A 23,974-nucleotide genomic window follows, 5' to 3' on the forward strand; every position below is an offset into this window, starting at 1 on the left:
GGCAGATTAACACGCCAGCTCGGGCTGGATGGCCTCAAGCAGCTGATCCGTGCTGAGCAGGGTCACGACTCTGCCTTTTGGCAGGCTCAGATGCTGCCACATCCAGTGGTGGTGTTCGATGATCTTCTCCGCGCTCAGGTGAGGGCGATCCGCCGTGGTGTGGGCATCCGTCACCGCAAACACGTCGAACCCATGGGCTGCGGCGCTGCGCAGCGTGGTGTCGACGCAAAAATCGGTGGCACAGCCGCTGATCAGCAGCCTGTCCACCGCCTGCTCTGCCAGCAGGAAGCCGAGCTCGGTATCGAGGAAGCTGTCGCAGGCGGTCTTGCGTACCCGGCTGTCGCCGCGGCCCGGGGTGAGATCGGCGTGAAGCTGCCAGCCTGCACTGCCGGGTTCCAGTTCAGAACCCGGTGCGTCATGTTGCACATAGATGACACGCCCCTGGTTGGCCCGCACGCTGTCTGCCAAGCGATTAATGTTGGCGATGACCTGCGCGTCCTGATGGCGGGGGTCAGTAAACAACCCCTGTTGCATGTCGATGACCAGTAACACATCCATATGAAATCCTTAGGCAATTTTCAGGGTTGCAGCCACTGGCTGCAGTCACGGCTTCGGGATTGATGCAGTGCGATCATATCTTGCTTCATTTCATCGGCATTTAGCCAGCGTTCTGGCAGGGGGCTGATCCGTACCCGGATGTCGGCGGTCCGCCCGGAGGTGGCGTGCGCATCGCGCTGCGCTTCTGTCTCTGGCACGACCAGCGCCACTTTGAGCGCCGGGTTGCGGCTGGCGATGCGGCTGGCTAGCCCCAGCCCCCCCTCGACGTGGAAGTTGCCGGCGATGTGCATGATGCGCTGGCCCGGGTGGCTGCGCAGGTAGTCCGCCATGCTCTCGGCCATGGTGTCGTCCCAGCTGGTCTGAGCGGCGAAGCGGCGGGCATTGTCGTCGGCATCACCATGGTGGAGCGAGGCCATGAATTTCTGGCGGTAAGGATCGTCGGTCAGCGTGAGTTCGCGGGCGAGCTGGCTGCGGCGATGGGCGGGGAGCTTGTCCAGCCAGGCGGGCCCTTCCTGGCCGACACAGCTCACCAGCGGTTTGGGGGCGTTGGCGGCAATGACGGGCAGGTGCTGCTGTCTGGCGAACTCCACCAGCGGACGATAGTCGCTCTGGTAGTTGGGCCAGGCGTTGCCATCGCGAATGAGGGCGGCTTCACCTATGCGTCCGGCGAGGTAGGCGTCCAGCACCGGCTGATCGGCGCGGCTGAACTGCTCCATGGAGAGCGCCAGACCGCGGCCGTCGGCCCGGGAGGTATTCGCCAACCCCGCCAACAGGCGGGCCTGCAGCAGGTGCACGGCCGAGTGGGTGTGCAGCTCGCCCACCAGCACTATGTCGGCGTCCGCCACCCGCTCCACCGCCTGGGTCAGCGTCAGTTCACCTTGGTTGGTATCGGGCTGGCTCGCGCTGAGCCGATAGTGGTAGAGGGTGCCGGCATCGTCATCGGGCACTGTCGTGCAGGCGGCCAGTAGCAGGGGAAGGGTGAGCAGGGACAGTAATCGAGTCATGGTATCTCACAACGAAGCAGGGCCAGAGTCATAACAATGGCAGCATGGCGAGTCGGAAAACAGAGGGGAATAGTGTAGAACCTAATCACGACAAAAGAAAATGAGAATGATTCCCTTTACTGTTGATATTTGTTGCGAGCTGAGTAATATGCCTGCTGTTTGATAACAGTTCTCAATAAGGATTCGCAGTGGCCCATAACAACACCCTATCGCTGGTTGCCCTTGCTGTGGCGGCCGGTCTCGCTTCCCCGGTCTTCGCGACGAACAAGCAAGCAGATGAAGTCATGGTCGTCAGTGGCTCACGGATGGAGCAACGACTGGAGGATGTCTCCGGCCCCATCTCGGTGATCACGGCTGAACAGATTGAAGAGCAGGTGGTGAGCAACGTCGCCGACCTGTTCCGTTACGAGCCGGGCGTCACTGTCCTTGGCGGCGCCGGCGATGCTCAGACCTTCATCATCCGCGGCATGGGTGAGAACCGGGTCAAGATAGTGCGTGACGGCGTACGCCAGAACGATGCCTACAAGAACGGCGGGGTGGGTCAGAGCTATTTCGACACCGACATGATCAAGCAGATTGAGGTGGCCAAGGGACCCGCCTCTGCGGCTTATGGATCCGATGCGCTGGGGGGCGTCATCGTCATCACCACCAAGGACGCAGGCGACTTCTTGAAGGGGCGCGACAGCTATCTGGACGCCACCACCGGCTATGCCTCCAGCAGCCACCAGAACATGGCCGGTTTCACCGGTGCCCTGCGTAGCGGTGAGTTCGAGAACCTGCTGCGTTACACCTGGCGTGACGGTGGTGTGACCCAGAACTACGACAGTGACAAGAGTGAGTTTGACATCGTCAGTCAGGCCGTGCTGTTCAAGAGCCAGTGGCACTTGAGCGAAGATCAGTTCCTCAAGCTGACCGTCGACTACTTCAGCGAAGGGCAGGATCCGGATGCCGTTGATCTCACCAAGGTTGCCTCCGTCTTCAATCAGCCGATCACCGACAAGGACACGGACAACCTCTCCCTGGTGCTGGATCACGGCATCACCCTGAACGCGCCCTGGGTCGATCGCATCGACAGCAAGCTCTACTACGCCCGTACTAAGCAGACCCTGGATCAGTACGCCTCCTCCAAGTACCCGGTCAAGCCGACCAACCCTTATGTGACCAAGAACTCGCTGGAGAGCAACGGTTTCGAGCAGAAGAGCCTGGGCGCCCAGGTCAAGTTCAGCAAAGCGCTGGCCAGCCAGCGTCTGGCCTGGGGTCTGGAGTATGAGCACACCGACAACGAGCGGACCCGCTTCAAGGCGCCGACCGTGCCGGGGGATTTCATCGGCTACAGCGAGCTGAGCTTCCCCCCTACCACCAGCGAGCACAGCGCCCTGTGGGCCTTCGACGAGATCAAGTTTGGCGAGCACTGGGTGCTGACCCCGGGCGCCCGTTACGACTACTACCAGATGACGCCTGATGAGGATCCCGCCTACACGGGCGAGAAGATCAAGCAGTTCTCCGAAGGGGAGTTCTCGCCCAAGCTGGGGCTGGTGTTCAAGGCGCACGAGGCTGCCAACCTGTTCGCCCAGTACAGCCACGGTTTCAAGGCGCCCATGTATGACAATGCCTTCTCCACCCTTAATCATCAGGCATACGGGTATCGCATCGAGCCGAACCCGGATCTCAAGTCCGAGAGCAGTAACGGCATCGATCTGGGTATACGCGGCAGTGCCGGTGGCTTTAGCTACGAAGTGGCGACCTTCTATAACAAGTTCGATGACTTCATAGAGCTGGCCCAGATCGGCACCGAGGGTCGCACTAAGGTGTATCAGTACCAGAACCTGGACAAAGCGACCACCAAAGGGGGCGAGGCCAAGGCGGATTACTGGCTAAATGATCTGGTCAACGTCTGGGGCAACCTGGGCTACATCGAAGGCAAGGATGGCAACGGCAACTACATCAATAGCCTGAGCCCGCTCAACGGCAGCCTGGGTGTGCGGCTGGAACAGCCCAACTGGAACATCAACACGGCGCTGCGCTTTGCCGACGACATGGACAAGGTGGGCAAGGATGCCAGGGGGAACGACAACATCAAGAGCGCAGGTTGGGGCGTGGTGGATCTTTATGCCCAGTTCAAGCCGATGCAGGATCTGCAGCTCAACGTGGGTGTCTTCAACCTGTTTGACAAGGAGTACGTCAGCTACGAGAGCATCACGGGGCTGAGTGCCACGACCAACAACAGCAACCAGACTGAGCCGGGCCGCAACCTGAGCGCACGGGTCAAATACATATTCTGATACCGCAGTACAGCAGGACATTGACCAAGGGGCCGTCAGGCCCCTTTTCCATGGGCGGAAAGCGGCTTGTTGCCGCCAAAAAGAAACCCGCCAGAAGCGGGTGGAAGGATTGCAACACTAACCAGGAAGTGGTGTTACTCAATAGACACCATCCTTACGGTAATCGTTCAATTTTATTGTTGTTTTGCATTTCGGCTTGCGCTTGGCTCGCAGGATCATGGTCCTAAAATCGGTTATCATTTGTGCCCCTTCTTTTCGTTGTCGAGGATCTATGCCCGCCTTCTCCTGGTTAGCCCTGTTCTTTGGCGCCTTTTACTTCGTCTATGGCGCCTACCTGCCGTTCTGGTCGCTCTGGCTGGAGGGCATAGGAGTGAGCGCCGAGATGATAGGTCTGCTGCTGGGCGCCGGGATGGCGATCCGCTTTGCCGGCAACCTGTTGGTGATGGGGCAAATCAAGGGGGCCGGGCACCTGCTGCCCGTTACCCGCCTGCTCTGCCTGCTGAGCCTGCTGGCCTTTCTCGGCTTTTATCTCAGTCACGGCCTCTGGTGGCTGGTGGGGCTGACCCTGGTGGCGAACTTCATCTATCCGACTCTGATGCCGGTGGGGGAGGCTCTCGCCACCCGCATGGTGGTGCAGGTGCACCTCGACTACGGCAAGGTGCGGCTGTTCGGCTCCTTGGCCTTCATAGTGGCGTCGACCCTGGTGGGGGCCCTGGTGGGGAATTTTGGCAGCGACTGGGTGCTGCATACCATGGTGGCAGGGCTGGTGCTGATGTTGTTGCTCAGCTGGCTGCCGCTGCATCCGGCGCCCCGGGACATCCAGGGGGAGCGGGCGAAAGCCACCCTGCTCGATACCCTGAAGTCCCCCCCGGTGCGCCGCTTCCTGCTGATCTCGGCCCTGCTACAGGGCAGTCATGCCGCGTACTACGGTTTCAGCGCCATGCACTGGAAGGCGGCGGGTTACAGCGGTACCACCATAGGCTATTTGTGGGCGCTGGGGGTGGTGGCGGAGATCGGCATGTTCGCCGCCGACAAGCGCTTTCTCAACCGGTTTGGCGCCCAGACCCTGTTTCTGGTGGGGGCGCTGGGCTGCGTGGTGCGCTGGATCCTGCTCGGCGCCTCCACCGAGATCCTGGTGCTGGTGGCGGGCCAGCTGCTCCACTCGGTCACCTTCTGCGTCAGCCATCTCGGCGCCGTGCGCTTCATGACCCGCCAGCTGCCGGCCGAGCAGCTGATCCCTACCCAGGCGCTCTACGCCGCGCTGGGCCTCGGGATGACGGTCGCCGCCCTGATGATGCTGTGCGGCCTGCTGTTCGAGCCGCTGGGCGGCGGCATCTTCTTCATCATGGTGCTGGTGGTGGTGCCTGTCTTCTTCCTGCGGTTGCACCCTGACGAGGCTGCGTCCCTTCCGGGGTGACGCGAACCAGCAGGGGGCGGGTCTGGCCATGAGCTGGTCGCTTGGGCCCGGGGCGCCTTCGGCGGCCGCTCCCCACAAGGGGAGCAGCAACAGACTCTGGATGACGGGATCAAGGGTCATGACGGGGTTCCTGCGGGTTAGCGCGCTTGCTCATAGCCCAGCAGGTCGCCCGGCTGGCAGCCCAGCTCGCGGCAGATGGCTTCCAGGGTGGAGAAGCGGACCGCCTTGGCATGACCGTTTTTGAGAATGGAGAGGTTGGCCTCTGTGATGTCGACCCGCTGGGCCAGCTCACGGGCTGTCATTTTGCGCTCGGCCAGCAGGGCGTCGAGCCGGATTATGATGGGCATGGGATCCTCACACTGTCAGTTGTTGTTCATCGGCCAGTTGCTTGGCTTCGTTCATCACCAGCGCCAGCGCCAGTACGATAAATCCCGCCAGCAGTGCCCGGAAATCGGATGTACTGAGAGAGATTGTGCCGAGTACTTTGGGGCCGCTTATGGTAAGGGCTGCATCCAGCAAGGAGGTGTGGATCAGATCGACCATGAATGCAGTGCACAGGAGCAGGCCTATCTGCCGGTAACGGCGGATCTGCTCGAAGGTGAACAACAGGCCATGGCGGTAGCTACGAAACAGCTGACGCAACTGCCACAGCATCAGCATGAACACCAGATCCGGCAGCAGCATGACCAGGGTGGCCAGCAGGCGAGTGCCAAGCCCAAGCGGATAGTCGCTAACCGATGTGGCGGGTGCAGCCTGTTGGGTGGCGGTAGCCTCCCCCATGGTCAGTGGCACGCCATTGAGCACCTTGTCACCTTCCATAGCCAGCGCATTGATCAGCTGATCCTGCAGGTAGTCGCTGCCGCCAAGCAGATGGGACCAAGTACCCAGCACCGTCATGATCGGGGTGGCCAGCAGGGCGAACAGCAGGATCCATTCGATCAGGCTGCTCATGCGTTCGAGCTTGTTGTATTTCATCCTATACCTCGTGATAGACGCCATGGGCCGCACAATACGGCATTTGCTTGCTGTTTATCGATAACCTGACGCCAGTGTTTATCGTTATTCGATATTTCGTCAAGGGTTTTTTATTGAAAAACGATAAGGGTTGACTGGCAAGAAGGAGATGACATTTTTCGGGCACCTCTCTAGACTGGCAGCTGCCGCGCTTAAATATTCAACATGGACAAGGGGTTATCGATGCACCAGGGATGGCTGCTGATCGGGTTGTCACTCGCTTATCTGGGGCTGCTATTTCTGATCGCCTATGTGGCTGACAAGAGCAAGCGCCGTCGCCTCAAGGGGCAACCCCTGCTCTACAGCCTGTCGCTGGCCGTCTACTGCACCTCCTGGACCTTCTTCGGTACCGTCGGTCAGGCCAGCGAATCTCCCTGGTCGCCGGTGCCCATCTACTTGGGCCCCATGCTGGTGTTCCTGTTTGGCTGGCGACTGCTGGCCCGCCTTATCCTGGTGGCCAAGCGTGAGCACATCACCTCCATCGCCGACTTCATCGCCGCCCGCTATGGCAAGTCCCAGCGTCTCGCCATGGTCATAGCGCTGATCGCCATCATGGGCATACTCCCGTATCTGGTCTTGCAACTGAAGGCCATAGTGGCCGGGCTGGATCTCTTGATGGCCAACTCAGTGTCTGCCGGCCCCACTGGCAATACTGCCGGACTGGCCCTCGGCGTGGCCCTGTTGCTGGCGCTGTTCAGCATACTGTTTGGCACCCGCAACCTGGATGCCACCGAGCACCACAGAGGCATGGTGGTGGCCATCGCCTTCGAATCTGTCGTCAAGTTGCTTGCCTTCGTGACTGTGGGGGGCTTCGCGCTATGGCTGATCCTGAGCAAGCCGAGCCAGGCCCGCACCCTGGTGGCCAGCGACTTTCTCGATGCCGTGGTGGCGGTGACGCCGGGTGGTTTGCTGGAGCTCACCATCTACACCCTGGTCGCCATGTGCGCCGTCATCTGCCTGCCGCGCCAGTTCCATGTGACTGTGGTGGAGAACAACCAAGGCCAGGATCTGCATTGGGCGCGCTGGCTGTTCCCGCTCTATCTGTTCGTGATGGGGCTCTTCGTCTGGCCGCTGGCACTGGCGGGAAAACAGTGGGTGGGGGCCGACATGGCCTCGGATACCTATGTGATAAGCCTGCCTATGTCACTCGGTTTCGACGGCATGGCGATGCTGGCGTTTCTCGGCGGCACCTCGGCGGCCACCGGTATGGTGATCGTCTCTACCATAGCCCTGGCCATCATGGTCAGCAACGATCTGGTGCTGCCTGTGCTGCTGCGCCGCTTCTGGCAGCAGGGGCGGGACGAGCGGCTGGTGCGCCTGCTGCTGCAGGTGCGCCGGGGTGCCATCCTGCTGATCCTGCTGGCGGCCTGGGGGCTCTACCTCTGGCTTGGGGATCTCACCAGCCTGTCGCGCATCGGCTATCTGTCGTTCGGCGCCGTGGCCCAGTTCGCACCGGCCCTGCTGCTTGGCCTTTACTGGCGGCACGGCAATCGCAAGGGGGTCTATCTTGGCCTCGCCCTCGGGGTCAGCCTCTGGTTTGCGACCCTGCTGGCGGAGAGCGGCCTGCTGGCCGGCTCGCCGCTGGAAGCCCTGTTGGCGCCGCCGGACTGGCCTGCCTTCCGCGATCTGAGCCTGGGGGCCTGGTGCATCTTTCTGAGCCTCTTGCTCAACCTGCTCGGCTATGTGATGGGCTCCCTGTTGTCGCGGGCGGCGGTGAGTGAGCGGTTGCAGGCGGCCAACTTCGTCGGCAAGCCGAGCCGCGATACCACGGCCCTCTATCAGGCGCGGGTCTCGGTCAAGGAGCTGGAGATGCTGGCGGCCCGCTTCGTCGGCTCGAGCCGGGTCAAGCGGGCCTTCGGTCGCTTCGCCGGCGAGCGGGGCGGCACACTGGCGCCCCAGATGCAGGCGTCGGCCGAACTCATTGCTCACACGGAGCGGCTGCTGGCGGGGGTGTTCGGCACCTCGTCCGCCCGGCTGGTGCTGGCCTCTGCCCTGCAGGGGCGTAACATGCAGCTGGAGGAGATAGCCACCATAGTGGACGAGGCCTCAGATGTGTTTCGCTTCAACCGAGGCCTGCTGCAGGGGGCCATAGAACACATGGGGCAGGGGATCTCGGTCGTGGACAGAGAGCTCAAGCTGGTGGCCTGGAACCGGCGCTACATAGATCTGTTTCACTATCCGCCGGGGCTTATTCAGGCAGGGCGTTCCATCGAGGAGATAATCCGTTACAACGCCGAGCAGGGGCTGTGCGGCCCGGGAGATATCGAGGCCCATGTGGCACGGCGGGTCGCCTTCATGCTGCGTGGCAGCCCCCACATCTCGGCGCGGGAGCGACCCGATGGCCGGGTGATCGAGATGCAGGGCAACCCCATGCCAGCTGGCGGTTTCGTCATGACCTTTACCGACATTACTCCGTTTCGCGACGCCGAGCGGGTGCTGCGCGAAGCCAACGAACACCTGGAGGCGCGCGTGGCTGAACGCACTCACGAGCTCTCCGAACTCAACCGTCAGCTGCTGCTGGTGAACCAGCAGGTGGAGCGGGCCAACCACTCCAAAAGCCGCTTCCTGGCGGCGGTGAGCCACGATCTGACCCAGCCGCTCAACGCCGCCAGGCTGTTCACCTCTTCCTTGCTGGAGATGTTGCCGCCCCGGGATGAGACGGCCCGCATCGCCCGTCACATCGACGATGCGCTGGGGGCGACCGAGGATCTCATCACGGATCTGCTCGATATCTCGCGCCTCGAAGCAGGCAAGTTCAAGGCCAGGAAGCTGGATTTCGCCTTGCACGACGTGCTTGCCAACCTCAAGGCGGAGTTCGGGGTGCTGGCCCAGGCGGGGGGCATACAGTTCTCGGTGGTGGAGAGCAAGCTGGCCGTGTACAGCGATGTGCGCCTGCTGCGCCGGGTGCTGCAAAACTTCCTCACCAATGCGTTTCGCTACAACCCGGGCGGCCGTGTGTTGCTCGGTTGCCGCCGGATGGGGGACAAGGTGCGCATCGAGGTGTGGGATAACGGCCCCGGCATTCCGGCCGACAAGCAGGAGGCCATTTTCGACGAGTTCTCCCGTCTCGATCACTCCCGCACCGCCAAGGAGCAGGGATTGGGGCTGGGGCTCGCCATCGCCCGCGGTATCGCCCTGGTGCTGGGCCACAACCTGACCCTGCGCAGCTGGCCGGGTAGGGGCTCCGTGTTTGCCATCACCCTCAACCTGGCGACCCGTCCTGTCGCAACGACGCAGGTGGCGGCCCCCGCCCTGCGGGACAGCCAGCTGGAGGGGGGCCGGGTGCTCTGTATCGACAACGAGAGCGATATCCTCATCGCCATGCACTCCCTGCTGGGGCGCTGGGGCTGCGAGGTGGTCTGCGCCCAGAGCCTGGTTCAGGCTGAGGATCTCATCGCCGGTGGCTTCCTGCCGCAGCTGGTGTTGTCCGATTACCACCTGGATGACGGCAAGACAGGCTTGCAGGCGTTGCACATGCTGCGGCTCGCCCATGGCAACGACATCGGCGGCATCATCATCAGCGCGGATCGCAAGAGCGGGTTGCAGGCACAGATCCGTGAACACGGTTACGGCTACATCAGTAAACCGGTCAAACCGCTCAAGTTGCGGGCGCTGATGAACAGCATATTGCGGCCGGCCAAACTTGATAATGATCACGAAACAAGTAATTCGTCTTATTTTTAATCACGACCTTGAGGGGGTAAGGCCGGTGCTTTTTTGCTCAATGAGGCGCTGTTTCTTCTCTTTTGAGGCTCTTTATCGATCAAATGTGGTCTATTAATAACCGGTCATTGGTTTGCCCTTCCTTATTTAACTTCTTATAGTCAACTGGCGATTATTTTTTGTCGCAAATCAAGTTGTGCCAAAGGCAAACCGGACGAAAGTTCGGGACGCAAAGCTTCCGGTCTAAGGGTCAGCAGTACCTAAGATAGCGGGGCCACCACAGGTTGTTTCGCCCATGGGCCAAGCCATGGTGCGATGTTGTCTACGTGACCTGTCAGGTTGGCGTTGCCTTTTTCGTTGTTTATTCCAAGAACGAAATAAGGATATTCAACTATGTTAAGTCCAAAACCCTCATTACTGGCATTGTTGGTCGGGGGCTTGTGTGCCTCCTCCGCGTTCGCAGCCGCACCCGGCAAACCCACCATAGGCTGGGGCGAAACCAAGTTCGCCATCGTCGAAGTGGATCAAGCCGCCACCTCCTACAACAAGCTGGTGACTGTCCACAAGGATGGCGCCCAGGTCAGCGTGAGCTGGAACCTCTGGTCCGGTGACGTTGGCCAGACGGCCAAGGTGTTACTCGATGGCAAGGAGGTGTGGTCCGGTGCCGCATCCGCCGCCGGCACCGCCAATTTCAAGGTGACCAAGGGGGGCCGCTACCAGATGCAGGTGGCGCTCTGTAACGCCGACGGTTGCACTCTCTCCGACAAAAAAGCGATCCTGGTGGCGGACACCGACGGCAGCCACCTGGTGCCGCTCAAGGCTCCGCTGCAGGAGAACAACAAGCCTTACGCCAACAAGTCCGGCAAGGTGGTGGGGGCCTACTACGTGGAGTGGGGTGTCTATGGTCGCAAGTTCACCGTGGACAAGGTTCCGGCCCAGAACCTGACTCACATACTCTACGGCTTTACTCCCATCTGCGGCGGCAATGGCATCAACGACAGCCTGAAAGAGATCGCGGGCAGTTTCGAGGCGCTGCAACGCTCCTGTGCCGGGCGCGAGGATTTCAAGGTCTCCATCCACGATCCCTGGGCCGCTATCCAGATGGGACAGGGCAATCTCACCGCCTATGATGAGCCCTACAAGGGCAACTTCGGCAACCTGATGGCGCTCAAGAAGGCCTATCCTGACCTGAAAATTCTCCCCTCCATCGGCGGGTGGACCCTCTCCGACCCCTTCTTCTTCTTCGGTGACAAGACCAAACGCGACACCTTCGTCGCTTCGGTGAAGGAGTATTTGCAGACCTGGAAATTCTTCGACGGGGTGGATATCGACTGGGAGTTCCCGGGGGGGCTGGGGGCCAACCCCAAACTGGGCAGCGCCTCTGATGGCGAGACTTATGTGCTGCTGATGAAGGAGCTGCGCGCCATGCTCGATGAGCTGAGCGCAGAGACGGGCCGCACCTACGAGCTCACCTCCGCCATCAGCGCCGGCGGTGACAAGATTGCCAAGGTGGACTATCGCGCCGCCCAGCAATACATGAATCATCTCTTCCTGATGAGCTACGACTTCAACGGTGCCTGGACCAACACAGGGCTGGGCCACCAGACCGCGCTCTATGAGGCGAGCTGGGATCCCAACACCAAGTACACCACCGACAAGGGGGTGAAGGCGCTGCTGGCCCAGGGGGTGGATCCGGGCAAAGTCGTGGTAGGCGCGGCCATGTATGGCCGTGGCTGGACCGGTGTCAGCGGCTATCAGGGCAACAACCCCTTCACCGGCACCGCCACCGGCCCGATTGCGGGCAGCGAGGCGGAAGGGATCTGGGAGAAGGGGGTCATCGATTATCGCGGCATCGCCAAGGGCAAGATGGCCGGGGACTGGCAGTACAGCTACGACGAGGTAGCCGAGGCGCCCTATGTGTTCAAGGCCTCCACCGGCGAGCTCATCACCTTCGATGACGAGCGTTCAGTCAAGGCCAAGGGGCAATATGTGCTGGCCAACCAGCTTGGCGGCATGTTCGCTTGGGAAATCGATGCCGACAATGGCGACATTCTCAATGCCATGCACGAGGGGCTGGGCAACGGGGAAGGCACAACACCGCCGGTCAACAAGCCGCCGGTGGCCAGTGCAGGCAATGATATCGCCGTGACGGGCCCGGCCGAGCTGGTGCTGGATGGTTCTGCTTCCCGCGATCCGGAAGGGGCCGTGCTGAACTACAACTGGACCCAGATCTCCGGTCCCAAGGCGACCCTGAGCGATGCCAACCAGGCCAAGGCCAAGGTGAGCGTCGACGCGGTCAGCCAGGACGTGAATCTGGTGTTCGAACTGACGGTGACCGACGATCACAACCTCAGTGCCAAGGATCAGCTGGTAGTGACCAACAAGGCGCCGCAACCCAACCTGCCGCCTGTGGTGACGGTGCAGGACAAGGTCTCGGTAGAGGCTGGCAAGCAGGTGACCATCACCGCCAACGCCAGCGATCCCAACGGCGACACCCTGAGCTATCAGTGGATCGTCCCGGCCGGGTTGACCACCAGCGGTCAGAACAGCAAGACCCTGGTGGTGACAGGCCCCAACGTGACCGTGGAGGCCGGTTATGACCTCACGGTCACCGTGACCGACGGCGCGCTGGATGCCCAGGCCAAGACCCGCCTCACCGTGACCCCGGGCAGCGGTGGCGGCGACTGCAATGCCACCGATCCCGATGCCGCCAACTGGCCTGCCTGGAAGGCCACGACCTCCTACAGCGGTGGCGAGAAGGTGAGCCACAACCAGCTGGTATGGCGCGCCAAGTATTGGAGCCGAGGCAATGAGCCCACCCCTGGGGCCGATCAGTGGCAGCTCGAGAGCAAGGTCGAGCTGGGCTGGGATATCGCAGCGGCCTATAACGGCGGCGATCTGGTCAATCACGGTGGTCGCCGCTGGCAGGCCAAATGGTGGAATCAGGGCAATGAGCCTGGCAAGTCCGGCGTCTGGCTTGATATCGGAGTCGCCAGCTGCCCGTAAGGGGGCAGCCCCAGACATGATGGCGGGGCTGGTCTGGCCCCGTCCCTTTTCGAAGAAAACCGGAGAACAACAATAATGAACAGAAATCGCACGACACTTCTGTTTGCCAGCCTGATGCTGAGCGGACACCTCTGGGCGGCTGACGCCTACAACATCAATCAGGGTTACAGTGGCGGCAGCCAGGTCAGTTTCAACGGCAAGATCTACGAAGCCAAGTGGTATGCCAATCCGGGCCAGAGCCCGGCGCTGCAGGTCGCCAATGAATGGGACTCTCCGTGGGCCCTGCTGGGTGATGGCGAGGCGACCCCGTCCGATGGCGGCGGGGGCATCACACCGCCAGTGGAGGGGGGGAGCGGTGCGACCGAAGGCGCCCCCGTCTACCTGAGCCAGAATGAGCTGGATGCCAGGGAGCAGGCTCTCACCGACTTCCCGGCCATGGCGGCAGTCAAGGCCTCCATCGCAACCCGTGACAATGCCGTGGTCGAGGCGGTGGCCCCCGGCCTGCCGCTCAACCCCGCCAACGTCAAGCGGGTCGAGGGGGTGATCAGCGAGTCGCAGTTTAACTTCCTGTTCCCGCTGCGGGCCCCGGAATACACCTACCGCGGCTTCCTGCAGGCGGTGGCCAAGTTCCCGGCTTTTTGCGGCGACTACAGCGACGGACGCAATGCCGAGGCCATCTGCCGCAAGTCGCTGGCCACCATGTTTGCCCACTTCGCCCAGGAAACCGGCGGGCACGAGAGCTGGCGACCCGAGCCCGAGTGGCGCCAGGGGCTGGTCTGGGTGCGGGAGATGGGTTGGACCGAGCAGATGCGCGGCGGCTACAACGCCGAGTGCCGGCCGGATGTGTGGCAAGGCCAGCAGTGGCCGTGCGGCAAGTTCGAGAACGGCGAGTTCAAGAGCTATTTCGGCCGTGGCGCCAAGCAGCTGTCGTACAACTACAACTACGGCCCCTTCTCCGAGGCCATGTTCGGCACAGTGCGCACCCTGCTGGATAACCCGGAGAGAGTGGCGGACACCTGGCTTAACCTCGCCAGCGCCGTCTTCTTCTTCGTCTATCCACAGCCGCCCAAGCCCTCCATGCTGCACGTGATCGACGGCACCTGGCAGCCCAATGCCCACGACCGGCAGAACGGGCTGGTGCCGGGCTTCGGGGTCACGACCCAGATCATCAACGGCGGGGTGGAGTGCGGCGGCGCGGCCGAGCATGCCCAGTCCCAGAACCGCATCACCTACTATCAGGCCCAGGCCCAGTATCTGGGAGTGCCAGTGCCGGCAGACGAGGTGCTTGGTTGCAAGAACATGAAGTACTTTGACGAGGCAGGTGCGGGCGCCTTGCCTATCTATTGGGAGAATGACTGGAGCTATGTGCCGGGCAACCCCAATGGCGGCAAGAGCTATGCCTGCAAGCTGGTGGGTTACCAGACCCGTTTCAGCGCCTTCAAGGCGCGGGACTACAGCCAGTGCGTGCAGCACTTCTTCCCCGAGGTGGTGATCGAGGACAACGGCGGTGGCAGCAACCTGCCGCCGGTAGCCAACATCAGCGGCCCGAGCGAGGCGTTGGGCGGTGCGACCGTGCTGCTGTCCGGCCAGGGGTCGAGCGATCCGGAAGGCAAGCCGCTCGACTACGCCTGGACCCTGCCCGCTGGCGCCACTGCGTCGGATCTGACCCAGCCCACCCTGAGTACCACCCTGCCAGCTACGCCGGTCAGCGATACCCGCTACGGTTTCGTGCTCAAGGTAACCGACGAGAAGGGGCTCAGTCGCAGTGTGACCCATGAGATCCTGATCAAGGGCAGTGGCGGCACTACGCCGCCGGATGGCAGCCCTCCTTACAAAGCAGGTACGGTCTACAAGGCGGGGGACAAGGTGAGCAATCTGGGGGGCAACTTCCAGTGCAAGCCTCACCCCTACAGCGGCTGGTGTGCGGGCGCGGCCTGGGCCTATGAGCCGGGCAAGGGCACGGCCTGGGGGGATGCCTGGATCAAGCTGTGACGACTGTATTCGTTCAATAAAAAAGGCCCGTCAGGGCCTTTTTTCATGGGAGGACGCGCCATCAGAGCGGCTTTTGCCACAGGCTCAGCAGCAGATCCTGTTCGAGCTCGTCCGGTCCCTGCTGGGTAAAGGCGTGGCGCTGTTCACCGCTGGCGCGCCAGCCGAGGCGGCTGGTTTCCAGGATGAAGCTGCGCAGGGAGTGATCCATGGTCATGGCGAATTGGCAACGCTCCTGGCCCAGAGGGGTGAGGCCACCGAGAGTGGGCCAGCTCAGCGGGTGCTCCATGCTCACCGGGTTGAGGCTGACCCTCAGCTGCCACTGGTGGCGTGGGCCCGGTTGCAGGTAAAGCAGGTAACCACCCGGTGCCAGCCAGCTGACCAGCTGCTCTGTCTTGATCTTGAGATCGTTGACCAGCAGTACCTGGGCCGTGCCCGGTTGCAGCGGGGCGCGCGCCGGATCGGCGATGACGAACTGGCCCTGCGGTTGTACCTTGTTGGCGGCGAAGATGGCGTTCTTGGCCAGATCGAATCCGCCAAATTGCCACTCGGGCAGGCGTTCGGCCAGGGCGCGGCAGTAGTAGCCTTCGCCGCAACCCAGGTGGATCAGCTCGCGGGGGCCGAGCGGGGCGAGCAGGGCCGCCATGGCATCCACCAGCGGCGCCTGGTGACCCTGTTCCAGGAAGTTGCGCTTGGCGCGCATCAGGGCGCGGCTGTCACTGTCCTTGGGATTCTTCTTGCCGGGAATGAGATCCAGATAGCCTTCCGGAGCCGGATCGAAATGGTGCTTGTTGTCGCAATAGACCCCGCGGGATGCTTCGTGAAGATGCAGGGGGCTGCGGCAAAGGGGACATTGAAGATGCATACACACTCGCTTGGTTGAGGCCGGGGAAGGGCGTGCAGGATTATAGGGGAGACGATCAGAAAAGGCTGCCGTGGCAGCCTTTTTTATCCAACGGCCCTGTGCTGAGCCGTCAGGGAACCCTGTCAGCGGGTACCAAACACCACTATTGTCTTGCCGTGGGCGGAGATCAGCTCCTGCTCTTCGAGCATCTTGAGGATCCGGCCAACGGTTTCACGAGAGCAGCCGACGATCTGGCCTATCTCCTGACGGGTGATCTTGATCTGCATGCCATCCGGGTGGGTCATGGCGTCCGGCTGTTTGGCCAGATTGAGCAGGGTCTGGGCGATCCGGCCGGTGACGTCCAGGAAGGCCAGGTTGCCGACTTTCTGACTGGTGTGCTGCAGTCGAGTCGCCATCTGAGCGGAGAGACGCATCAGGATTTCCGGATTGACCTGGATCAGCTGACGGAACTTCTTGTAGGAGATCTCGGCTACTTCACAGGAGCCCTTGGCGCGCACCCAGGCGGAACGCTCCGGAGTCTCGCTCTCCTCGAACATGCCCATCTCGCCCAGGAAGTCGCCCTGGTTTAGATAGGAGAGGATCATCTCCTTGCCTTCATCGTCCTTGATCAAGACGGCCACAGTGCCCTTGACGATGTAGTAGAGGGTTTCCGCTTTCTCACCCGCATGGATCAGGGTGCTCTTGGCGGGATACTTATGAATGTGGCAGTGCGACAAGAACCATTCCAGGGTGGGATCGCTTTGCGGTTTGCCAATGACCATGAGAATTCCTCTGTAGTGTCTTTTTATGGACTCGTGCGTCCGGGCAAGCTGCCAACCTTGCCATTCCTTGTATTAGTCGCAGTAGGATAAGAGCCTTTGTCTGTGCTGACAAGGATTTGAGGGCTTTTGCCAGATCCCCTTGTTGCCCATTGCGCTATCTCGCCCATTTTAGGGAAGATGGCGGCATCAGATGTTGATTTTGATCTAGTTAGCCTGCAAGTTCGCGAAAATAGCGGACATGTGCCGCTGCCGCGTCGTCTGGGGTATGCTATGTCACTCAGAACTGTCGTTATTTAAGAGGAAATGTGAGATGAAAGCCAAGGTCAGCTGGGTGGAAGGCATGAAGTTTGTCGGCGAGAGTGAGTCCGGTCATCAGGTGATTCTGGACGGCGCCAACCCCGGCGAAGGTGCCAGCCCGATGGAGATGATCCTGCTGGCGGTGGGCGGTTGCAGCTCAATCGACGTGGTCTCCATCCTGGAGAAGGCGCGTCAATCCGTGACCGCTTGCCATGTGGAGCTGGAAGGGCAGCGAGTTGAGTCGGTGCCGCGGGTATTCGAGAAGATCCACCTCAACTTCGTCGTGACCGGCAAGGGGCTGGCGGAGAAACAGGTGGCTCGCGCAGTGGATCTGTCGATGGAAAAGTACTGTTCCGTTTCCCTGATGTTGGAAAAAGCGGTAGAAATTACCCATAGTTATCAAATTCTTGAAGCCTGATAGCCACGACTCTGCCGATTGAATACCACCATGACATAAGGAAAGTGCAATGAAAAACATAACCCTGTTACTTCCTCTGCTGGGGCTGGCGGCCTGCAGCATGCCGCAACCAACCCAGTACCAGTACAGCCAGTACCAGTGCGGGGAAGAGCTGTTGGCCGTGGCCTATGATGCCCAGGCCGAGATGGTGCAGTTCCCCTATGCTGGCGTGTATCACAAGCTGGGACGGGTGGAAGCGGAGTCTGGTGAAAAGTATTCCGACGGTGTCACCACTTTCTGGAGGCAGGAAAAGCAGGTCCTCCTCACGCAAAAAGGGGTGACCCTGCTGACCTGTCAGCGCAAGTGATTGTCATTGTGTGATCGCAACGGCCTGCTCGCGCAGGCCGTTCTGTTTTATGAGGAAGGGCTTCGAATCAGCGGGTCGGCAGGGTGTTCAGCATCTGGCTGGCCAGTTGCTGGCTCAGCTGGCGGCGTGACGCCTCCGGGATGGCCACATCGCTGGCGAGGGAGATGGTGCTGCTCCACACCGCCTGCTGGGTGCGCCGGTCGAGCAGCACTATGGCCAGGGTGCCCTTGCGATCGCCCGCTTTGGCCTGCAGCCCGGGTGTCATGCCGAGGCGGGCGAAGATCTCGCCATCGCTCAGATCCTTGCTGCCCGCGACGCCGATGGCGACCCAGAGATCGGCCTCGGCGAGGGGCACACTTTGCCAGCCCTTGCTGCCGAGCGCCTGATTGACTGCCTGCTGCACCGGCTCCAGCCAGCCCTCGGCATTGTCCCCCGCATACTGAAACTGCTCGGCCAGCGCGTAGCGCGGCGTCGCCCCGAACGGCCAGTTGGTCGCCGGTCGCACCACCATGGTGCCCGGCTCGACGGTCGGTGCGGCGGGGCCGCTGCTGCAACCGCCCAGCAGGGCGGCCAATACCACAGAGAGAAACGCTAGCCGCATCATAAACTCCTTGGCTCAGGTGATCTTGCCGGTTTCGAGCAGTTGCTGGATTAGCGGGCGCAGGATCAGCTCCATCGCAAAGCCCATCTTGCCGCCCGGTACCACTATGGTGTTCATCCGTGACATGAAGGCGCCATCTATCATCGACAGCAAGTAGGGGAAGTCCACCTGCTTGATGCCACGAAACCGTATCACCAGCATACTCTCGTCCAGACTCGGGATCACCTTGGCACTGAAGGGGTTTGAGGTATCCACGGTCGGCACCCGCTGGAAGTTGATGTGGGTGCGGGAAAACTGCGGTGTGATGAAATTGATGTAGTCATCCATGGAGCGGACGATCGAATCGGTCACCGCCTCGCGCGAATGCCCGCGCTCCGAGGTGTCGCGAATGAGCTTCTGGATCCACTCCAGGTTGACGATGGGCACCACGCCGATGAGAAAGTCCACGTGGCGAGCCACGTTGTGATCCTCGGTGACCACGCCGCCGTGCAGCCCCTCATAGAACAGCAGGTCGGTGTCGGCTGGCAGGTTTTGCCAGGGGGTGAAGGTGCCCGGCATCTGGTTGAAGGGCACCGCCTCGTCGAAGCTGTGCAGATAACGCCGATACTGACCGCTGCCGTTCTGGCCGTACTGCTGAAAGAAGGACTCCAGCAGACCGAAGTCGTTGGCCTCGGGGCCGAAATAGCTGATGTGGCGCCCCTGTTCGCGCGCCTTGCGGATTGCTACGTCCATTTCCGGTCGGGTGTAGCGATGAAAACTGTCCCCTTCCACCACGGCCGCTTTGTAACCAAGCTGATGAAACATGGAGCGAAAGGCGTTGGTGGAGGTGGAGGTGCCGGCACCGGACGAACCGGTAACCGCAATAATGGGATGCTTGGCCGACATAGAATTCTCTCTTCCTTGGGCGTTCCGTTATAAAGGCATGTTCCGAGTGCGGTCAAGTGCGCCGCTTGTCAGTACCGCCGCCCGACTGGTTCTCTGGCGTGACACTTGTTCCCAGGCGCGCAGCGACGAAGGGGAGATGAGCTGGGTGAGCAGAGGGATCCGCATCATAAGAAAAGGGCTGACGAAGCAGCCCTTACACAGGGAGGATAGCGGGTACCCACCCGTGATGGATTAATGTGAGTTGTGCTTCTTGTTCGCCGGTTTTATCCCTACCATCATGGCCCCCAGCAGGATGAAGATCACCCCCACCGCCTTGCCAGGCTCCAGCGGCTCGGCAAAGATGCTGACCGCCAGCAGGTAGACCAGTGCATAACTGGTGCTGAGCAGGGGGTAGGCAATGTTGAGCGGGGTGGAGTGCAGCGCCGCCAACCAGCAGAGCAGCGACAGGGCGTAGCAGCCCACCCCGGCGAGGATGACCAGCAGCGGTAGCCGTTGCAGCAGGCAGATCCAGAGCAACATGCCGCTGCCGAGGGCCACCACGCTGGCGATGAGCCAAGGTGACAACAGCTTCTGCCATCTGCTGGATACTGGCCTCGTTGTCCGGGCTGCCGATGTTGATGATCTGGCCATCACAGCGGTTGCCCTTGTTCTCTATGATGCGAAACAGCGCCTCGATGCCGTCCTCTATGTCGGTGAAGCAGCGCTTCTGGGCCCCGCCATCCACCAGCTGGATCGGGGTGCCGTCCACCAGGTTCAGGATCAACTGGGTGATGGCGCGGGAGCTGCCGATGCGGGCGGAGTCCAGGCTGTCGAGGCGCGGCCCCATCCAGTTGAAGGGGCGGAACAGTGTGAAGCTGAGCCCCTCTTTCTTGCCATAGGCCCAGATCACCCGATCCAGCAGCTGCTTGGAGACGGAGTAGATCCAGCGCTGCTTGTGGATGGGGCCGACGATGAGGCGGGATTCATCTTCATCGAAGCTGTGATCGTCGCACATCCCGTACACCTCGGAGGTGGAGGGGAAAATGATGCGCTTGTGGTACTTCACGCAGTAGCGGACGATCTTGAGGTTCTCTTCAAAATCGAGCTCGAACACGCGCAGCGGGTTGCGGGTGTATTCGATGGGGGTGGCGATGGCCACCAGCGGCAGGATCAGGTCGCACTTCTTGATGTGATACTCGATCCATTCGGTGTGGATGCTGATGTCCCCCTCCACGAAATGGAAGTTGGGATGGCCGATGAAGCGCTCCAGTGCGCTGGCGCTGATATCGAGCCCATAGACCTCATAACGGCCATCCTTGAGCAGGCGCTCGGTCAGGTGGTTGCCGATGAAGCCATTGACCCCGAGGATCAGCACCCGGGTCAATCGCTCCTTGCGCAGGGCATTGCTGGCCCTGGCGCCGAGCCGCATGCCTGCCACCAGACCCAGTTCACGGGCGAGCTGGGCACCACGCACATAGAGGCCGCCTTCCATCTGGCCTGCCACGATTTCCAGCACCCCTTCACCGCAGGCGATGCGCAGCGGATCCTGGCTGAGGATGGTGCCGGGCAGCTTGTCACTGGTCTGCTCGAGATGAGTTGCCTTCCACACCGTCAGCTTGCGATCGCCGGCGAAGCTGAAGGCGCCCGGATAGGGCTGGGTGACGGCGCGCACCAGATTGTAGAGCGCCTTGGCCGAGAGATCCCAGTGCAGCTCGCCATCGGCCGGGGTGCGGCGACCATAGTAGCTGGCCTTGCTCTCATCCTGCGGGGTGAGCGAGATGTCGCCAGCGCGCAGCTTCGGCAGCTCGGCCTCGAGCAAGGTCTTGGCGGCGAGGCGCACCTTGCCGTGCAGGGTCAGCGCCGTGTCGGCGTCTTTTATCTCGACGGCCTGCTGGGCGACGATGTTACCGGCATCGGGCCGCGCCGTCATCTGGTGCAGCGTGATGCCGGTTTCGGTCTCGCCGTTGACCAGACACCAGTTGATGGGCGCGCGGCCGCGGTAGGCGGGCAACAGGGAGCCGTGGAGGTTGAAGGCACCGATGGTCGGAATGTCCAGGATCGCCTGCTTGAGCATGTTGCGATAGTAGAAGGAGAAGAGGGCCTGGGGCGCCAGCTCCTTGATGCGCTCGACCCAGAGCGGATGGTTGACATCCTCGGGGGAGTAGACCGGCAGATCGTGCTCGGCGCAGAGCTGGGCTACCGAGCCAAAGAAGCGGTGCTCGCCGGGATCGTCGGCGTGAGTGAAGACGGCCTGGATCCTGTAACCTGCCTCGAGCAGGGCCTCGATACCGGTACAGCCGATATCATGGTAAGCAAAGACGACAACGTTCATGATTCAGCTTCCTGTTGCGAAGGCGTGGAGGCGGTGCGCACGACCTGATGGATGAAGTAGCGGGGACGGGCGCGCACGTCTGTGTACATGCGGCCTATGTATTCCCCGAGCAGCCCCATGCCCAGCAGCTGTACGCCGACGAAGGTGAAGAGAATGGCAAAGAGGGTGAAGACGCCATCGGCCGCCCAGTCTGAGCCCATCACCAAGCGCATCAGGATCAGCAGGATGGAGAAGGTGAAACCTATGCCCGCCACCACGCTGCCGACGATGCTGAGCAGCCGCAGGGGGGTGGTGGTCATGCAGGTGACCAGGTCATACATCAGGTTGATGAGGTGCATCAGGCCGTATTTGGACTCCCCGTGGGCCCGCTCGGCATGGCCGACTTCCAGTTCTATGGTGCGGCGGGCGAAGCTGTTGGCCAGGATGGGGATGAAGGTGCTGTGTTCCTGGCAGCAGAGCATGGCGTCTATGATGTGGCGGCGGTAGGCCCGCAGCATGCAGCCGTAGTCGCTCATGTGCACGCCGGTGGCCTTCTGCACCGACTTGTTGATGAGTCGGGAGGCAGTCTTGCGAAACCAGGAGTCCTGGCGGTTGCGACGTACCGTGCCCACCACGTCATAGCCCTGCATGGCAGCCTCCACCAGACGGGGGATCTCCTCCGGCGGGTTCTGCAGATCCGCATCCAGGGTGATCACCAGATCCCCCTTGGCGGTCTCGAAGCCAGCCATGATGGCGGCATGCTGGCCATAGTTGCGATTGAGCAGCACCCCGACCAGCTTGCTGCCGGCTTCGGCTGCGGCCTCGTTGATGATCTCGGTGGAGCCGTCGTGGCTGCCGTCATCGATCAGGAGCACCTCGTAATCCTGGGGCAGCCGTTCGCAGGCGGCGGTGACCCGGCTCAGCAGCATTGGCAGGCTGGCCTCCTCGTTGTAGACGGGGATGATCACCGACACCAGCTTGATATCTGTGTTGTTCACGTGTCGTTACTCCAATATGTCGATGAGTGCCGCGACCACACGGTCAACGTCGGCCAGCGTCATGTCCGGGAAGAGTGGCAAGGTGCACAGGCGCGATGAGTTCCACTCGGTATGAGGCAGGCTGAGTGCCGGGTAGCGCTCGCGGTAGTATTTCTGGGTATGGGCGGCCCGAAAATGCAGCCCTGTGCCGATGCCGCGCTCCTGCAGCGCCTGCATCAGCTGATCCCGGTCCAGGTCGCAGCGCTCGGGGTCGACCCGCACCATGAACAGGTGCCAGGCGTGCAGATGGGAATAGGCGGGCACGGCGAGCGGCATCAGCGGCAGGCCGGCCAGTTTTTCCTGATAGCGGGCCACCAGCTCGGCCCGTTTGGCATTGAGCTCGGGCAGGCGCGCCAGCTGCACCAGGGCGATGGCGGCGTTGATGTCGGTCAGGTTGTACTTGAAGCCCGGGGTGATCACTTCCGCCTGTGGCTTGCGGCCCAGGCTCATGCGATCGAAGGCATCCACCCCCAGCCCGTGAAACTTCAGCATGCGGGCCCTGTCGGCCAGCGCCTTGTCATCGGTCACCAGCATGCCCCCTTCGGCGCAGGTCAGGTTTTTTGATGGCATGGAAGGAGAAGATGGCGGTGCCGGTGGCGCCAATCCAGCGATCCCGATAGCGGGTGCCGACCGCGTGGGCGGCATCTTCGATGACGGGGATGCTGTGCTGGCGTGCCAGGTCGAGGATTGGGTCCAGATCGACGGGGGCACCGGCGTAGTGGACTGGTATGATGGCACGGGTGTTGGCGGTAATGAGCGGCGCTATCAGTTCGGCGCTGGTCATCAGTGTGTCTTTGTCCACGTCGACGAAAACGGGCTCGGCGCCAAGCAGGGTGATGAGGTTGATGGTGGAGACCCAAGTCTGGGAGGGGGTGATCACCTCATCCCCCGGGCCTATCCCCAACGCCATCAGGGTGACGTGCATACCGGCGGTGGCAGAGCAGAGCGCGACCGCATGCTGGCAGCCGAATGTGTCACAAAATTGCTGCTCCAGCTGGTGATTCTTCGGGCCCGTGGTGATCCAGCCCGATTTCAGCACCTCGCAGACAGCACTTATCTCGGCATCGCCGATGGCGGGCCTCGAAAATGGCAGAAAATCTTGCATAAGCGATCCAATAATGAATATTAATCAGTGCCCAGCAAGCGGGGCAGCCCTAAAATTTATGTTCAACATATCGTATATAAAAGTGGGCCGGCAATGGTCCAGAAACAGCTGGTAACAATTAACTCATGCGGTCATCTTATGTAATGTGGTAAATATTTATAACCCCCGTATTCTTGTTTTTCCAAATTACATCATCTCTGGCATTCTGGTTGTATCAATATGAATATTACTGTATTTGGAAGTGGCTACGTGGGCTTGGTCCATGCCACAGTACTGGCCCTGACTCTTATACACAAATATTGTGAACTGATTGGCACTTTTCCCGATTTCCAGGATCTGATCTCCTATGTGACTCCCGAACATGGTAACGATCATGCTAACTTTTGCTCTTCATCGTGCGGCCGATTGGGCTAAATGCGTTTTCTCTTTGGCTGCT

Annotated in this window: 17 protein-coding genes, 2 pseudogenes and 1 riboswitch; of the genes and pseudogenes, 7 read left to right on the forward strand and 12 right to left on the reverse strand. The window is 61.3% G+C overall.

Annotated elements, in window-relative coordinates; genetic code table 11:
- Nucleotides 1–6: 6 nt before the first annotated feature.
- Together GWQ22_RS01910 and GWQ22_RS01915 are read right to left on the reverse strand one after the other, a co-directional pair.
- Nucleotides 7–558, reverse strand: coding sequence for a cysteine hydrolase family protein (locus tag GWQ22_RS01910; RefSeq protein ID WP_042035063.1), 552 nt, complete (start codon nucleotides 556–558; stop codon nucleotides 7–9).
- Nucleotides 559–578: 20 nt separating this feature from the next.
- Nucleotides 579–1,562: a ChaN family lipoprotein gene (locus GWQ22_RS01915; RefSeq protein WP_275929312.1), complete on the reverse strand. Its 984-nt coding sequence runs from the start codon at nucleotides 1,560–1,562 to the stop codon at nucleotides 579–581.
- Nucleotides 1,563–1,750: 188 nt separating this feature from the next.
- Between GWQ22_RS01915 and GWQ22_RS01920 the strand changes: the two genes are divergently transcribed.
- Both GWQ22_RS01920 and GWQ22_RS01925 read left to right on the forward strand, forming a co-directional pair.
- Nucleotides 1,751–3,844 carry a TonB-dependent hemoglobin/transferrin/lactoferrin family receptor gene (locus tag GWQ22_RS01920; RefSeq protein ID WP_275929313.1) on the forward strand — a complete coding sequence of 698 codons (2,094 nt, stop codon included), beginning with the start codon at nucleotides 1,751–1,753 and terminating at the stop codon, nucleotides 3,842–3,844.
- A 271-nt stretch (nucleotides 3,845–4,115) separates the two neighbouring features.
- Complete coding sequence (locus tag GWQ22_RS01925; RefSeq protein WP_275929314.1) at nucleotides 4,116–5,261, forward strand: 3-phenylpropionate MFS transporter; 1,146 nt, start codon at nucleotides 4,116–4,118, stop codon at nucleotides 5,259–5,261.
- A 137-nt stretch (nucleotides 5,262–5,398) separates the two neighbouring features.
- Here GWQ22_RS01925 and GWQ22_RS01930 read toward each other — a convergent pair whose 3' ends face one another.
- A complete protein-coding gene (locus tag GWQ22_RS01930; RefSeq protein WP_042035054.1) occupies nucleotides 5,399–5,608 on the reverse strand; it encodes a helix-turn-helix transcriptional regulator in 210 nt (69 codons plus the stop codon).
- 7 nt (nucleotides 5,609–5,615) lie between these two features.
- Complete coding sequence (locus GWQ22_RS01935) at nucleotides 5,616–6,236, reverse strand: DUF2975 domain-containing protein (protein ID WP_275929315.1); 621 nt, start codon at nucleotides 6,234–6,236, stop codon at nucleotides 5,616–5,618.
- Nucleotides 6,237–6,458: 222 nt separating this feature from the next.
- On the opposite strand from GWQ22_RS01935, the gene GWQ22_RS01940 reads away from it, so the two are divergent.
- From GWQ22_RS01940 to GWQ22_RS01950, 3 genes are all read left to right on the forward strand, one after another.
- The gene (locus GWQ22_RS01940; RefSeq protein ID WP_275929316.1) at nucleotides 6,459–9,959 is read left to right on the forward strand and encodes a PAS domain-containing hybrid sensor histidine kinase/response regulator; all 3,501 of its coding nucleotides are present in this window, start codon (nucleotides 6,459–6,461) and stop codon (nucleotides 9,957–9,959) included.
- Nucleotides 9,960–10,132: 173 nt separating this feature from the next.
- Nucleotides 10,133–10,220, forward strand: a riboswitch (cyclic di-GMP riboswitch).
- 111 nt (nucleotides 10,221–10,331) lie between these two features.
- The gene (locus tag GWQ22_RS01945) at nucleotides 10,332–12,944 is read left to right on the forward strand and encodes a glycosyl hydrolase family 18 protein (RefSeq protein ID WP_275929317.1); all 2,613 of its coding nucleotides are present in this window, start codon (nucleotides 10,332–10,334) and stop codon (nucleotides 12,942–12,944) included.
- Nucleotides 12,945–13,019: 75 nt separating this feature from the next.
- The gene (locus GWQ22_RS01950; protein ID WP_275929318.1) at nucleotides 13,020–14,936 is read left to right on the forward strand and encodes a glycoside hydrolase family 19 protein; all 1,917 of its coding nucleotides are present in this window, start codon (nucleotides 13,020–13,022) and stop codon (nucleotides 14,934–14,936) included.
- 61 nt (nucleotides 14,937–14,997) lie between these two features.
- On the opposite strand, the gene GWQ22_RS01955 is transcribed toward GWQ22_RS01950, so the two are convergent.
- Together GWQ22_RS01955 and crp are read right to left on the reverse strand one after the other, a co-directional pair.
- Nucleotides 14,998–15,798, reverse strand: a complete 801-nt coding sequence (locus GWQ22_RS01955; protein ID WP_042035045.1) for a putative RNA methyltransferase — start codon at nucleotides 15,796–15,798, stop codon at nucleotides 14,998–15,000.
- Between the two features lie 122 nt (nucleotides 15,799–15,920).
- Nucleotides 15,921–16,559: a cAMP-activated global transcriptional regulator CRP gene (crp, locus tag GWQ22_RS01960; RefSeq protein ID WP_042035044.1), complete on the reverse strand. Its 639-nt coding sequence runs from the start codon at nucleotides 16,557–16,559 to the stop codon at nucleotides 15,921–15,923.
- Between the two features lie 310 nt (nucleotides 16,560–16,869).
- On the opposite strand from crp, the gene GWQ22_RS01965 reads away from it, so the two are divergent.
- A complete protein-coding gene (locus GWQ22_RS01965) occupies nucleotides 16,870–17,274 on the forward strand; it encodes an OsmC family protein (protein ID WP_275929319.1) in 405 nt (134 codons plus the stop codon).
- Nucleotides 17,275–17,323: 49 nt separating this feature from the next.
- The gene (locus GWQ22_RS01970) at nucleotides 17,324–17,620 is read left to right on the forward strand and encodes an MliC family protein (RefSeq protein ID WP_042035043.1); all 297 of its coding nucleotides are present in this window, start codon (nucleotides 17,324–17,326) and stop codon (nucleotides 17,618–17,620) included.
- A 67-nt stretch (nucleotides 17,621–17,687) separates the two neighbouring features.
- On the opposite strand, the gene GWQ22_RS01975 is transcribed toward GWQ22_RS01970, so the two are convergent.
- The 6 genes and pseudogenes from GWQ22_RS01975 to arnB form a co-directional block, all read right to left on the reverse strand.
- Nucleotides 17,688–18,221, reverse strand: coding sequence for a DUF4136 domain-containing protein (locus tag GWQ22_RS01975; protein ID WP_275929320.1), 534 nt, complete (start codon nucleotides 18,219–18,221; stop codon nucleotides 17,688–17,690).
- Nucleotides 18,222–18,236: 15 nt separating this feature from the next.
- Complete coding sequence (locus GWQ22_RS01980) at nucleotides 18,237–19,106, reverse strand: phosphoribulokinase (protein WP_042035040.1); 870 nt, start codon at nucleotides 19,104–19,106, stop codon at nucleotides 18,237–18,239.
- A gap of 231 nt (nucleotides 19,107–19,337) precedes the next feature.
- Nucleotides 19,338–19,625 (reverse strand): EamA family transporter, encoded by a 288-nt coding sequence (locus tag GWQ22_RS01985; protein ID WP_345893611.1) that lies wholly within the window; start codon nucleotides 19,623–19,625, stop codon nucleotides 19,338–19,340.
- Nucleotides 19,626–19,662: 37 nt separating this feature from the next.
- A pseudogene (gene arnA, locus GWQ22_RS01990) lies at nucleotides 19,663–21,357 on the reverse strand (bifunctional UDP-4-amino-4-deoxy-L-arabinose formyltransferase/UDP-glucuronic acid oxidase ArnA); the annotation flags it as partial.
- A 56-nt stretch (nucleotides 21,358–21,413) separates the two neighbouring features.
- Nucleotides 21,414–22,394: an undecaprenyl-phosphate 4-deoxy-4-formamido-L-arabinose transferase gene (arnC, locus tag GWQ22_RS01995; protein ID WP_275929321.1), complete on the reverse strand. Its 981-nt coding sequence runs from the start codon at nucleotides 22,392–22,394 to the stop codon at nucleotides 21,414–21,416.
- A 6-nt stretch (nucleotides 22,395–22,400) separates the two neighbouring features.
- Nucleotides 22,401–23,538: pseudogene (gene arnB / locus GWQ22_RS21835) on the reverse strand (UDP-4-amino-4-deoxy-L-arabinose aminotransferase).
- Nucleotides 23,539–23,974 lie beyond the last annotated feature (436 nt).

It is taken from the genome of Aeromonas sp. 1HA1 (genome assembly GCF_029237385.1).
GTDB classification, from domain to species: domain Bacteria; phylum Pseudomonadota; class Gammaproteobacteria; order Enterobacterales; family Aeromonadaceae; genus Aeromonas; species Aeromonas popoffii.

What these genes read in the sequence shown, in the direction of transcription:
- GWQ22_RS01950 (WP_275929318.1), top strand. Translation starts at nt 13,020, where the DNA reads ATGAACAGAAATCGCACGACACTTCTGTTTGCCAGCCTGATGCTGAGC.
- GWQ22_RS01975 (WP_275929320.1), bottom strand. Translation starts at nt 18,221, where the DNA reads ATGCGGCTAGCGTTTCTCTCTGTGGTATTGGCCGCCCTGCTGGGCGGT.
- GWQ22_RS01985 (WP_345893611.1), bottom strand. Translation starts at nt 19,625, where the DNA reads ATGTTGCTCTGGATCTGCCTGCTGCAACGGCTACCGCTGCTGGTCATC.
- GWQ22_RS01970 (WP_042035043.1), top strand. Translation starts at nt 17,324, where the DNA reads ATGAAAAACATAACCCTGTTACTTCCTCTGCTGGGGCTGGCGGCCTGC.
- GWQ22_RS01925 (WP_275929314.1), top strand. Translation starts at nt 4,116, where the DNA reads ATGCCCGCCTTCTCCTGGTTAGCCCTGTTCTTTGGCGCCTTTTACTTC.
- GWQ22_RS01940 (WP_275929316.1), top strand. Translation starts at nt 6,459, where the DNA reads ATGCACCAGGGATGGCTGCTGATCGGGTTGTCACTCGCTTATCTGGGG.
- GWQ22_RS01980 (WP_042035040.1), bottom strand. Translation starts at nt 19,106, where the DNA reads ATGTCGGCCAAGCATCCCATTATTGCGGTTACCGGTTCGTCCGGTGCC.
- GWQ22_RS01910 (WP_042035063.1), bottom strand. Translation starts at nt 558, where the DNA reads ATGGATGTGTTACTGGTCATCGACATGCAACAGGGGTTGTTTACTGAC.
- crp (WP_042035044.1), bottom strand. Translation starts at nt 16,559, where the DNA reads ATGGTCATTGGCAAACCGCAAAGCGATCCCACCCTGGAATGGTTCTTG.
- GWQ22_RS01945 (WP_275929317.1), top strand. Translation starts at nt 10,332, where the DNA reads ATGTTAAGTCCAAAACCCTCATTACTGGCATTGTTGGTCGGGGGCTTG.
- GWQ22_RS01935 (WP_275929315.1), bottom strand. Translation starts at nt 6,236, where the DNA reads ATGAAATACAACAAGCTCGAACGCATGAGCAGCCTGATCGAATGGATC.
- GWQ22_RS01915 (WP_275929312.1), bottom strand. Translation starts at nt 1,562, where the DNA reads ATGACTCGATTACTGTCCCTGCTCACCCTTCCCCTGCTACTGGCCGCC.
- GWQ22_RS01930 (WP_042035054.1), bottom strand. Translation starts at nt 5,608, where the DNA reads ATGCCCATCATAATCCGGCTCGACGCCCTGCTGGCCGAGCGCAAAATG.
- GWQ22_RS01955 (WP_042035045.1), bottom strand. Translation starts at nt 15,798, where the DNA reads ATGCATCTTCAATGTCCCCTTTGCCGCAGCCCCCTGCATCTTCACGAA.
- GWQ22_RS01965 (WP_275929319.1), top strand. Translation starts at nt 16,870, where the DNA reads ATGAAAGCCAAGGTCAGCTGGGTGGAAGGCATGAAGTTTGTCGGCGAG.